Origin of the sequence: Dialister hominis, assembly GCF_007164725.1 — a bacterium.
Classification (GTDB): Bacteria; Bacillota; Negativicutes; order Veillonellales; family Dialisteraceae; genus Dialister; species Dialister hominis.
Window position 1 is genome coordinate 141,010 of the sequence record NZ_AP019697.1, and the last position, 12,216, is coordinate 153,225.

At 49.3% G+C, this 12,216-nt stretch carries 11 protein-coding genes; 8 read left to right on the top strand and 3 right to left on the bottom strand.

The window, feature by feature from the left end:
- Positions 1-280 precede the first annotated feature (280 nt).
- Positions 281-1,504, bottom strand: a complete 1,224-nt coding sequence (locus Dia5BBH33_RS00635; protein ID WP_143332144.1) for an IS110 family RNA-guided transposase — start codon at positions 1,502-1,504, stop codon at positions 281-283.
- 951 nt (positions 1,505-2,455) lie between these two features.
- Here Dia5BBH33_RS00635 and mltG point away from each other — a divergent pair.
- Genes mltG through Dia5BBH33_RS00655 form a run of 4 tightly spaced genes read left to right on the top strand, consistent with a single transcriptional unit; the run spans position 2,456 to position 5,623 of the window.
- Positions 2,456-3,562, top strand: a complete 1,107-nt coding sequence (gene mltG / locus Dia5BBH33_RS00640) for an endolytic transglycosylase MltG (RefSeq protein WP_232518060.1) — start codon at positions 2,456-2,458, stop codon at positions 3,560-3,562.
- The gene (locus Dia5BBH33_RS00645; RefSeq protein ID WP_022382942.1) at positions 3,546-4,154 is read left to right on the top strand and encodes an O-methyltransferase; all 609 of its coding nucleotides are present in this window, start codon (positions 3,546-3,548) and stop codon (positions 4,152-4,154) included. Before mltG ends, Dia5BBH33_RS00645 begins: the two co-directional genes overlap by 17 nt.
- A 3-nt stretch (positions 4,155-4,157) precedes the next feature.
- Positions 4,158-5,384, top strand: a complete 1,227-nt coding sequence (locus Dia5BBH33_RS00650; protein WP_022382941.1) for a peptidase U32 family protein — start codon at positions 4,158-4,160, stop codon at positions 5,382-5,384.
- Complete coding sequence (locus Dia5BBH33_RS00655) at positions 5,381-5,623, top strand: DUF4911 domain-containing protein (protein WP_022382940.1); 243 nt, start codon at positions 5,381-5,383, stop codon at positions 5,621-5,623. The genes Dia5BBH33_RS00650 and Dia5BBH33_RS00655 overlap by 4 nt, the downstream gene beginning before the upstream one ends.
- 547 nt (positions 5,624-6,170) lie before the next feature.
- Here Dia5BBH33_RS00655 and Dia5BBH33_RS00660 read toward each other — a convergent pair.
- Entirely contained in the window at positions 6,171-6,389 is a 219-nt protein-coding gene (locus Dia5BBH33_RS00660; protein WP_022382939.1) for a hypothetical protein, read from the bottom strand.
- A gap of 117 nt (positions 6,390-6,506) precedes the next feature.
- Between Dia5BBH33_RS00660 and Dia5BBH33_RS00665 the strand changes: the two genes are divergently transcribed.
- The 4 genes from Dia5BBH33_RS00665 (at position 6,507) to Dia5BBH33_RS00680 (ending at position 10,612) form a co-directional block, all read left to right on the top strand.
- Positions 6,507-6,914 carry a pyridoxamine 5'-phosphate oxidase family protein gene (locus Dia5BBH33_RS00665; protein ID WP_022382938.1) on the top strand — a complete coding sequence of 136 codons (408 nt, stop codon included), beginning with the start codon at positions 6,507-6,509 and terminating at the stop codon, positions 6,912-6,914.
- Between the two features lie 161 nt (positions 6,915-7,075).
- Positions 7,076-8,521, top strand: coding sequence for a nicotinate phosphoribosyltransferase (locus Dia5BBH33_RS00670; protein ID WP_022382937.1), 1,446 nt, complete (start codon positions 7,076-7,078; stop codon positions 8,519-8,521).
- Between the two features lie 310 nt (positions 8,522-8,831).
- Positions 8,832-9,770: a hypothetical protein gene (locus Dia5BBH33_RS00675; RefSeq protein WP_143332145.1), complete on the top strand. Its 939-nt coding sequence runs from the start codon at positions 8,832-8,834 to the stop codon at positions 9,768-9,770.
- Positions 9,767-10,612: a hypothetical protein gene (locus tag Dia5BBH33_RS00680; protein WP_143332146.1), complete on the top strand. Its 846-nt coding sequence runs from the start codon at positions 9,767-9,769 to the stop codon at positions 10,610-10,612. Before Dia5BBH33_RS00675 ends, Dia5BBH33_RS00680 begins: the two co-directional genes overlap by 4 nt.
- 503 nt (positions 10,613-11,115) lie before the next feature.
- Here Dia5BBH33_RS00680 and Dia5BBH33_RS00690 read toward each other — a convergent pair.
- A complete protein-coding gene (locus Dia5BBH33_RS00690) occupies positions 11,116-12,189 on the bottom strand; it encodes an IS110 family RNA-guided transposase (RefSeq protein ID WP_143332148.1) in 1,074 nt (357 codons plus the stop codon).
- Positions 12,190-12,216: the final 27 nt, after the last annotated feature.

The window sequence follows — 12,216 nt, forward strand, 5'->3', positions numbered from 1 at the left end:
AAAGGGGTGTAGAAATCCACCAAGACGTAGATTTCTTTTCTCGAACGAAGTGAGGTTTAAGGGTGTTAACCTTGCTCCGAAGGAGAAGACCTGCTACACAAGAACAAGCCCCAATTTTAATTTTTTGGTATTTTTTGAATTTCTTATAGAATTTCTTGTCGGATTTCCTGACTGATCCTAACTGATTAGATTTTGGAGTTTGGCCGACTAATTCATTGCACTACGAAAAAGCCGATCTCACACTCGGCTTTTTCCGCTTTTCTTCACTTGTTTGCCTTATTTACGCAGCAAGGCCTAAGTCGCGATACAAATGCATCACCCGGCCGTAGTATATTCGTAAAAACTTAGCCATTCCTGCTACTTTTGCTACTTTTTTATACTTTCCTTCTGCCTCTTTCTTCTTTATGAACCTATATACTGCATCATCTTTGGGGATTTTATGCATAACTAACAACATCATTACTTGATACAATACTTTCCGCAGCCGCGCAGGACCTTTCTTTACTATGTGATTCTGCAAGGCTCGGAATTTCCCTGATTCATGTATTGATGGGGTCAGGCCTGCAAAGCAGATCAGAGAATGCTTGTTTTTAAAGCGTCTCACATCTCCGATCTGGGCAATAAGCGCTACTCTGGTAACTCTTCCGACTCCGCCCATCTCGCCGACGAGTTCATATTCCGGCAGATCCCTGGCTATATCTTCCATTCGTGTTAAACTAGCCATAAGAGTTTCGTCGGCTCTTCTCAGTAATCCGACATACCACATGATGGTTTCTCTAACAATTGGATTATTGGGGATGGAAGGGATACCATTCTTTGCTTGAGCGTAGATCGTCGCTGCTTTACTCTCATTGGAACGGTATCCTTTTTCTTTTGCCCATCCGCAATAAGATGCGACAAATTCTGCTTCCGATTTAGCAATAATATCCTCAATGTGGCAATACCTTTCCAGGAAATCCAGCAGTTTGTCTTTACCGCTGTTTATGTCGAATCCTCCGAAAAGATCGAAGATTCCTGGCATGGTCTGCTCCAATTGACTTTGCAGCTGGAGAAGGATGCGGCTTCTTTCCTCCGAAAAGTTAAGATAAGCATCGCAGAGTCTCTTCAAGAGGAAATACTTATCTCCATTAAGATCGAATTGCGGTAACTTTGCCCAATAAGCGATTCCATATCTGGCAATATTCGTGGAGTCGATGGAGTCTGTCTTTGTGTGTCTGAAGTTCTCTGCCTTATTAAAATTAGCAACCTTCAGAGCGTTGACGACAGATACAAAAATCCCATTCTGCTGCAAGAAATAGGCTATCGACAGGTGATAGACGCCTGTTGATTCCATGACGACTTTTATCTCGTCATACTTTGCTTGTACCCGAATTTCATCGACCAGAGGCTGAAGTTCCTCTTTTGTGTGCTTAACATCAAAGGGCCTGCGGATGATCTTGTCGCCAGGCGCCATGAAACACACCGTACTTTTTCTCTTGGATACATCAATACCTACACAGATCATAAGTGACCTCCTATAAAAGATATTTGTAGTTGGTAGACGCTAATCCTTCACACACTTATTACCACTCAAACTAGTTTTTTTACACGAACACGGAGATAAACCTGCCTAACGCGAGCACACATAATAAGGGGAAGGCTGACCCTCTTCTCCACGTCCAGTAAACGGACCGGTGGGTCGCCGTCAAGCCATCTACTTCCCTAATTATATGCAATAAGCGCAGCGGATAGGAGCGACCTATCTACTACACTTCTATTGTACTAGGTCCGGTCGGGGACCGGGGATGAGATGTAGTTCGTCAGCCGAAGGCTGGTTTTGTGGTTTTCAAGAGGTGCAGTTTATAAAAAGGCGAAGCATCTCTTGAGGTTTTCAGATAGAACCAATAAATACATTTGTTAGTATCCCCTGCCGGAATTTTCCAATAGAAAAAAGGACTGTGACGAAATGATTGCACATTAGGTCACAGCCCCTTTTCTCCATCAGACCAGCCGCAGGCCAAGAGGGGTCTAATTCCCCACTGGGAAATCCTGAAGTTAATCCTTTGGTTTTGGTGTCATGAAGGACCAGCCGCAGGCCACGAGGAGGCTAATTCCCCTCTGGGAAATCCTGAAACTAATCCTTCATGTAATCCTATTATATTTCAAAAAGGCCGAATATTAACCAGTATATATAATAGAATATATTAAAATACATATAAAGAAAACATGACACGCACGGCGGCGTAGTAATAAAAAGAAGGGAAATCCAGCGAGGGGAGAGCAGCGGATTTCCTTCTATTTTTCGCGATTCTTCCTGCTTTGCGCGGCAGGGAAATAGGCGGAAAACAGGGGCTTTGCGAAGGAAAACAGAGAATTTTCATTCATATGATATAATATAAGCGTCTCATTTTTGAATTTTACTTTCGGAGAGTCGGGGGATCTCGGCGGAAGTGAGTGTACTCTCTTGAGGTGCAATTTGGACGATAAAAAGACAAATTCCGGGGAGAACAAGCCGGAAGTAAAAGCTCCCGAGATTTCTTCACCGGAAAAGGAAAGTCCCGTTGACCGGATCAGGCATCTCACGCAGAAGCAGATGGCAGCACTTGGCTGCGGACTCTTCGCGCTCCTGATTCTCGCGGGCGGATTCTATTTCTATGCTGTCGACAGGCCTTCGCTTTCCGGCAAGGTCACTATCAGCGTACCAAAAGAAGCGACAGGGACATACATTGCGGACATGCTCGAAAAGAAGGGCGTCATCAAGAGCAGTGAAATGTTCCGCTTCTACATGCGCATTCTCGGCGACGGAACGAAGCTTCAGAGCGGCGTCTACTCGATGCATCAGGGCCTCTCCATCCGTGAGGCTGCCCAGGAACTCAAGAGCGGCAAGGCAGATACCGTGACCGTCACGATTCCGGAAGGCAGCACCGTCCGTCAGATGGGCGAGATCTTTGCCAAGTCTGGAATCGCCGGCACTCCGGATTTTGTGAAGGAAGCATCGACCTACGGACCGCTTCCGTACATGTACGGCCCGGTCGCCGCGCCCGTCAAAGGCGAAGGTTTCCTTTTCGCGGATACATACAGCTTCCCGCTAGACTATACCGCGCGCCAGATCTGTGACGTCATGTACAAGAGAACCAACGAAATGCTGACGCCGGAAATCCGCAGGGAAGCCGAAGCGAAGCACATGACGCTCCATGACCTCATCACCATCGCATCCATGGTCGAACGCGAGGCAAAGTTCAAGGAAGACCAGGTGCCGATCGCATCCGTCATCCTGAAACGTCTGGAAGTCGGCATGCCGCTCCAGATCGACGCGACCGTCCAGTACGCCCTTGGTGCGCAGAAAGAAGAACTCACCGTCGCCGATACGAAGATCGACTCCCCATACAATACCTACATCCATCCGGGCCTGCCGCCCGGACCGATCGGAAGCCCGGGCATGGAAGCCATCCGTGCCGTACTGAAAGCCCAGCCGGGCGAGTACCTGTACTACGTCGCCAAAGAAGACGGACACCATGTCTTCACCAAGACATACGACGAGCACCGGGCAGAAACGGAGACCATCTATGGATCAAGCTCCTGATACCGCCTCCATCAAAAAGAAACTGGAAACCATCGCTGAAAGAGACAATGTGCCCATCATACGCGCTGCGGAAAGAGACCTCCTTCTTGAGGCCGCAGAGCCCGTTATGCCCGGGCGCATCCTGGAAATAGGGACAGCGATCGGATACTCCGCGCTCCTTTTGGCAGAGCGATTTCCTTCGTCCGAAATCGACACCATCGAAGTCGATCCCGAAAGACATGAAATTGCCGTTTCCGCCATGAAAGAAGCAGGCATGGAAGACCGCGTCCACTGCCACCTGGGCGATGCTGCGGACATCCTGAAAACATTATCCGGCACTTACGATTTCCTCTACCTCGACGGCCCCAAAGGCCAGTACCTGAGGGAACTTATGGAAATCGAGCCGAAACTTTCCCCGCGCGCCGTGATCTGCGCCGACAACGTCCTCTTCCGGGGACTCGTCAGAAGCAGCGAGCCCGTAGCGCACCGCTACCGGACACTCGTCATGCGCCTCCGGGAATACATTTCCTATGTAGAGGAAAAATACAATACAGTCATTTATGAAGAGGGAGACGGCCTGGCCGTTTCCTCACCGAAAGATATAAAGAGGTAAACGATGAAAAAAATGGAACTTCTCGCACCGGCGGGAACAATGGAAAAAATGAAAATGGCCCTTCTTTACGGAGCCGATGCCGTCTATCTGGCGGGCAAAGTATTCGGACTGCGCGCGTACGGCGGCAACTTCTCCCCTGAAGAAATGAAAGAAGCCGTCGAATACGCACGCTCCATGGGACGCAAAGTCTACGTCACCGTGAACATCATCCCGAGAAACGAAGACTTCGTCGGCCTTGACAGCTACCTGAAGTACCTGGAGGAAATCCACGTAGACGCAGCCCTCATCTCCGACCTCGGCGTATTCCAGCTCTGCCGCGAAGTCGCACCGAACCTGCCCATCCACGTTTCCACACAGGCAAGTTCTGCCAACTGGCGCACCGTCAAAGCATGGAAAGACATGGGCGCATCCCGCGTTGTCCTTGCCCGCGAAGTATCCCTCAAGGAAATGGCAGAAATCCGCCGCCGCGTCGACATCGAACTCGAAGTCTTCGGCCACGGCGCCCTCTGCATCTCCTGGTCCGGCCGCTGTCTCCTCTCCAACTTCTTCACCAACGGACGCCGCCAGTCCAACAAAGGCGAATGCATCCAGGCATGCCGCTTCAAATACAGCGTCGTCGAAGAATCCAGACCGGGACAATACTGGCCCGTCGAAGAAGACGAACACGGCACCTACGTATTCAACAGCAAAGACCTCTGCATGGTCGATAACATCAAAGACCTCATCGAAGGCGGCGCCTCCTCCCTTAAAATCGAAGGCCGCATGAAATCCGTCTACTACGTAGCAGCCGTCGTAGCCGCTTACAGAAAAGCCATCGACGCATACTACGAAGAACGCGAAAACTACAAAGTACGCCCCGAATGGAGAGAAGAACTCGAAAAAGTCTCCCACCGCCCGTACACCACAGCCTTCGCATTCCAGAACCCGGACAAGACCGCCCAGGAATACGACCACTCCCAGCCCGAACAGCCCTATGACTTCGTAGGACTCATCCTCGAAACAAAAGAAGAAGGAAAAACCTTCAAAGTACAGCAGAGAAACCACTTCAAAGTCGGCGAAGTCCTCGAATACCTCACACCGAAAGGCGACGTAGGCCAGATGACCGTAGGATCCCTCGTCAATAGCGAAGGCGAAACCGTAGACAAAGCCCCGCATCCGCTCGAAGAACTCACCCTGACGACAGATGCCCCGCTCCTGCCATACACCATCCTCAGGAGGCGCGCAAAATGAAAGACCTTGAAGACACAGCCGTCTACATAGAAATAGACCCAAGCGACGTCAACTACATCAACCGCATCATAGAAGGCTACGAGTACCTCGGCATCCTCACCACATTGGATCCAAAAAGAGCCACCTGCCGCATCAACTCCACAGCCGACACCAGAGACATGGTCATAGACATCCTGACCCACCTAGATGCCAAAGTCACCATCCTCCCAGACAGACAAAGCGCACTGCCAAAAGAATAAAAAAGATAGCAAAAAAGCCAGATTCCCTAAACGGAACCTGGCTTTTCGAATGGAGAGGGGGGAGAAGCGTCAAAGTGCCAAGGTGCGCCTTAAAATCTAAAGGCTCTTATATAGAAACCGTACAACCGCGACGGAGCGCGAACTAAAACACCACACAACCAGACTAACGTCTGTACGAAATGCAACTCATCCGCCCGACATAAGAGTTTAAGGTCGGGCACCTTCTCTTCCAGAGCAAGGTCAAGTGCGAAACCACACAACCTCGCTTTGCTCGTGAAACCTTTTTATAAAAACCAATGAATACTGCACCCCTTTCCCGGCAACAGCTGAAAGCCGGTACTCCTTCCCCGCTGGGGCAGGTCAAAACCTTCCGAATCGACGTGAACGGATATTATTAACTGCGATGTACTGAGTCCTGATTTTCAGGGCCGTAGGCCGGTCTTAACCTTGCTCCGGGAGGAGAAGGTGGCGGCGAAGCCGACGGATGAGTTGAATTTCATCGAGCGCAGCCAGGTTTTGAGGTCTTCCTCAAGGCGTTAGCCTTGGTTTAAGGGTGTTTGAGCTCGCCCCGTAGGGGGAGCTGGCGCGCATGCGCCTGAGGAGGTTCATTTCCCAGCCTGTAAGGCGGCAGTATGGTTTTATCAAGCATTTCTGTTTTTCCCTTGTTGTATGTTTTTCCCCCATCTTTACAGTTTTCCCATCCCCCTCCCCACATCCTCTTACCATTCCTCAAAATGTTTTCAATAACCCCAATCTGCTCCGCCATACAGACAATTTCCATGAAAGGGAGTACAATATAACCAGAACAAATCGAAATAAGGTCCGCGGATAGAGGCTGCGGACAGAAAAGCGGATGCTTATCCGCGAAATGGGGGAATGAAATATGGAAAACAGCGCAAAAGTACGCGAATACCTGCGTGAATGCGGCGTTTTTTACATCGCCACGGAAGACGCACGGCAGCCGCGCGTGCGCCCCTTGAATGGCATTTACCTTTACGAAGGAAAACTCTGCATCTTCACACCGAAGGATTCACCATTGTACAAACGGCTGAAAGCCGATCCGCAGATGGAAATCTGTGCGACGCATCCGGACAAATCCTGGATTTCCGTCATCGGAAGGCTCAATGAAGACCAGCGCGAGTGCGTGCATGAAGCCGTCGTGAAATCGTATCGTGACAGTATACAGGACCCCGAAGCGCTCCTGCAGTGCCAGATGACCGTGTTCCGCCTCGACAGCGCCCGCGTGAAAGTGACATCCGTCGACGGGAACGTCAAAGAATGCGTATTATAAGTAAACAATAAAAGTATTGCCTAAATGAAAAGAAGAAGGAGAAAAGTTTGCAATTTATGCACTTTCTCCTTTTTTGTATACGATTCATGATGAAAGTGGTATAATCTTCAACTAAAGATACAATCATTATTTACCTGTAATTAATTTCGGAGGAGGATAAAATGGCTTCAAACGGGCTTATTACGGACCTTTATCAGTTGACAATGGCAAATGCGCTTTTCAAGAAAGGCATGCACGAAAGAAAAGTCGTCTTTGACCGCTTTTACAGAAAGAACCCATTCGACGGCGGATACACCGTCGTGGCCGGCATTCAGCACCTTGTCGACTTCGTGAAGAACTTCCGTTACGATGCAGAAGACATCGAGTACTTGAGAAGCCTTGGCATCTTCTATCCGGAATTCCTCGACTACCTGAAAGACTTCCGCTTCCATGGCGACATCTATGCCATGCCGGAAGGCACCGTCGCATTTCCGGGAGAAATCCTTCTCCGCTTCCACGGCACGACCACCGAAGCCATGCTGATCGAAACAGGACTTTCCATGATCATGAACCATGAAAGCCTCATTGCTACCAAAGCACGCCGCGTCCGCACCGTCGCACCGAAAGACGCACTCATGGAATTCGGCCTTCGCCGTGCGCAGGGCCACTCCGCAGGACTCTGGGGCGCACGCGCTGCCATGATCGGCGGCTTCAACGGCACATCCAACGTAGAAGCCGGCTGCCTCTTTGGTATCCCCGTCCTCGGCACTATGGCACACAGCTGGATCATGAGCTTCGACACCGAACTCGAAGCCTTCGAAGAATACGTCCGTCAGTACCATGACAACCTCATTCTTCTCGCCGACACCTACAACGTTCTTGAAATGGGCGTACCGCATGCCATCCAAGTCTTCAAAGAACTCAAAGCCAAAGGCCAGCTCCCGAAGAAATACGGCATCCGCATCGACAGCGGTGACCTTGGCTATCTATCCCGCGAAGCTACCCGCATGTTCACAGAAGCAGGCTTCCCCGACGCCATCATCTCCGGCTCCAACGACCTTGACGAATACCTCATCCAGTCCCTCAAAGAACAGGGCTGCACCGTCACCAGCTGGGGCGTAGGCACCAAGATCATCACAGCCGACGGCACATCCGCCCTAGGCGGCGTCTTCAAAATGAGCGCCAGAGAACAGGGTGACGGCTTCGAACCCGTCATGAAAATCTCCAACGACGTATCCAAGATGACCAACCCGGGCATCAAGACCGTCCGCCGCTTCTACAGAAAAGACAACGGCAAAATGATCACCGACCTCATCTGCCTCGAAAACGAAGCAAAACCGGACGGCGGAGACTTCACCCTCGTCACCGAATCCGCTAAATGGAGAAAGAAATACCTCAAAGCAGGCAAGTACACCTGCGAAGAAATGCTCAAGCCTGTCATGAGAAACGGAGAAGCAGAACCACTCCCGACCCTCAAAGAAACCATCGCCTATGCCAACGAACAGATGGAAACCCTCTGGCCGGAATACAAACGCCTCATGAACCCGAACATCATGGAAGTCAACCTCTCCGACAAACTCCAGGCCCTAAAGACCCAGATCATCGAAGACGACCTCAAGAACAGATAAAAAAGGGCAGAGGAAATGACAAAACCCGCAGCGCCGCTAATACTTGCCTTCCCAGACGGGGAAGGGGGACCGCTTTGCGGTGGATAGGGTTGATTACCACGAGCGCAGCTCGGTTGTATGGTTTTCATCTTCACTACAATTGCTCATAAGATTTTCATCGCTAATACTCCCACCTCCAAAGAGGCATCAGCAAAATGATCACACATTTTGCTGATGCCGCTCTTTTTTTGCACCTGCTTTAGAAAATGATATAATAAACTATATACCTCGAAATTCGAAGAAACTCATTTATCTATAAAAAGGTGATCACATGAAATTGAAAAAATGGCTCGCCGCTTCCGCTGCGGCAATGATTCTCGTATCCGGCGCATCCGCAGTTTCTGCTGCTTCCATCACAACAGCAGGAGACCAGAAACTCGACCTTGGAAGCTCCATTAGCGTCCTTCCCGGAGAAAGAACCTTCTTCGGCGGACAGTTCCATGACTGGCTTCTGACCGGCAACGTCGAAGGCACCATCCAGGAAATCCTCGCTCAGGGCAATGTATTTCCTGAAAACTCCGTCAACAATAAACAATTTGCCTCCGTTGCGGCCAGCATCCTGAAATCTGCCAAAGTCTACCAGGTCTGCGCCTCTGCCAATGACACTTACTACCAGGGAATGGTCCTTTCCATCGCCGTTTCCGATAACGACATGACCAAACTTCTCCTCGCACTGAACGCTGCCCAGGCAGAAGCATCCCCGGTCATTGAACCGGAAACCGCAGCAGCCGCTTCCGCTGACAATAAAGTCACCGAGGGCAAAGCCGCTCCTGCTGCCGAAGAAACAGCTGCTGAAGGCGAAACCGTCAAGGCAGCAGCCACCAAAGCAGCAACAGAAAAAACTGTAAAGGCAGAAGCAAAGAAAGAAACGAAGAAAGAAGCCAAAGAAGAAAAGAGCGAAATCAAAAACAGCGAAATCAAAAACAGCGGCGATGTCCTGGATGGCATGCAGACCGCATGGGGCAAGAAAGTAGAAATTACTGAAAACTCCCACTGGGAAGACAAAGTTTCCAAGAACGGGCTTTCCTACCGCACCGGCTCCGTCAAAGCCCTTGTCCATAAAGATGGATTCGTCATCCCCGTATTCGCAAAGGGCATCATCACAAGAAGCGGCACAAGCACCATTTACACAGTCTTCGTAGCCGACCAGGCATCCGGAAAATACCTCGACACCTTCTTCGACAAAGCCCTTGAGGAAGCAGGCAAATGAAAAAGCTTTTAACAGCCATCGTCTTTAGCGCCATGACACTGACCGGCATGGGAGGAGGCGCCGCAGAAGCAGCACCAGCCCCGGCTGCGAAACCTGTCGTTACTATCAAAGCAAAGACAGATACCAGCGCCGTCAAACCCAAGGACGATAACACAGTCATCGAAGCCAAGAAAGCCGCCGAAGCCAGCCTTGCCGCAAAACAGGTACAGCCGCAGGTTGCCCTTCCCGACACACTCTACCCGAGAACCAAAGGCGACGATTACTTCAAAGACGCAAAACTCAAAAACAACATCACCTACGCGCCGCTCCCGAACCTTACCAAAGAAGACATCATCTACAGCGGCGTCGTCAACGTCAAAAAGAAAGACATCACAGCAGCCGCATTCGTCACCGGCGCCCAGTACGAAGGAGACCTTGCCGACGAACAATACAGCAAATTCTTCGTCAAAGGAAACCTCTCCCAGGACGCCATCCGCCAGCTCTACACCTACAACGTAGCCCTCCTGCGCCTCGAATACGGCTTGAACGACGTCTTCCTCAAGACAGCATCTGCTGTCAAACTGGAAGGAGAAGAAATCCCCTACGGCATCCTCTCCGTCCGCATCCCGAAAGTAGAACAGATCCACAAACTCAAGGGATACGAAAACATCTACACCGCATCCATCAACCCCGTCTTCGTAGCAGACAACTACCTCATCCCGCTCCACATCAGAGCCTTTGCTGCCCACGTAGACGGCAAATACAGAAACCTCCTCATCATAGGCCCCGCCAGCGAAACCGACATCTTCGACCAGGCCGGCCTAGATATCATCCTGTCCAAACCAAAAGACGAAAAGAAATAAAGATTGCAATCAAAAAAGCAGCCCGAAAAGGACTGCTTTTTTATTGGGGAAAGGATGCTGATGCTGCTCACGCAGCGCCGCTAAAAGGCCAAGGTACGCCTTTAACCTTGCTCCGGGAGGAGAAGTCCTGCTACCAAAAAGCAAGTGCCAATTTCATTTTTTTACAACTTTTTTTCAAATGTGGCGTTTTTCCCTTCTTCTACTTAATTTTGGCAGCACAAAAAGGCCGATCTTTCCCTCGGTTTTTTCGCGCTTTTCTTTAGTTAAATCTTGCTAATTCATTGAGCTTAGGCGGTGACTTTAGTTTTAGCTCTGGTTTTGGATCTGGTTTTAGTTTTGGCTCTTTCTGCAAGTGCCATATTATCGTATAACTCTTTTATTCGTGCATATATTATCCGTAAGAATTTGTTCAATGCTGCGATCTTTGCTACTTTTGGTGGCTTTCCCTCTGCTTCTTTCCTGAGCATATAATCATAAACATCAGGATTTTTCCTGACCTTTTCTTATGTTCTCTTCTGAGACCTTAAAGCCATCATTATTTCGTAACCAGTGTCACGAAATACTTTCGAGCCTTTCTTTGTTATATGCCTATGCGTACTACTGAGATCTCCGGATTCATCGGGAGGTGAATCTATTCCGGCATATGCGACCAGTGCCTTTGAGTTTTTGAATCGCCGGATATCTCCTGCGGAGCCGAAGAATCTTGCTGCTAATGGATCTCCAACGCCTGGCATTTCTCTAACAATCTGGTATTCAGGAAGTTTCTTGGCCTCTTCAATCATTTGTGTTACTATGGTGACAAGAGTCCTGTTGACTCCGCTCAGCTTGTCGACGATACATTGGAGAATGGTTTTAACCGTTGGATTTGCTGGGTAATAAGGGATACAGCTTTTGGCAATCGCGTAAATCTTAGCGGCTTTACCCTTGCCTGGGCGGTATCCCTTTTCCTTTGCCCAAGCAGTGAAAACTTCGGTAAATTCGGCTTCTGTCATATTTACGATCTCATCACGATGCCAAAATTTCTCCACAAAATCCAGCATGAAGTCCTTCTTGGTGTTTAGATTGAGAGAATGAAGCTCTTTATCCATTCCCGGCATGGCACAGTCAATATAATGCTGCAGTTCCTGAAGGATTATCTGACGATGCTTTTTTGCATTCATATAGGTTCTGTTTAGCAGATCCAGGTTAAAATAGGTGTCTTTGGGAATCTGCCATTCCAATAGCTTATACCAATAACTAATTCCGTAACTGGCAATGGTGCGGGAGTCCTTCTTATCCGTTTTGCCGCCTCTAAAATCTGTATTAGCGAATTTCTTTACTTTATACGCATTGACGATAGAGATAAAAATTCCTTTTTCTTTAAGGTGAAGAGCAATCGGATATTGGTAAATACTGGTCGATTCCATAATGACTCTAACCTCTCCATTAAGCCTCTTGAGCGTATCTGCAAGAAAATCGAGCTCCTCAGTCGAATGCCAGACAAGAAACGGCCGCATAATGACTTTCCCGTCCTGGTCTATAATACATACGGTACTCCTGTTCTTTGACACATCAACACCGGCACTGATACGAGTCATACTAATTCGTCCTCCTTTACAAAAGTT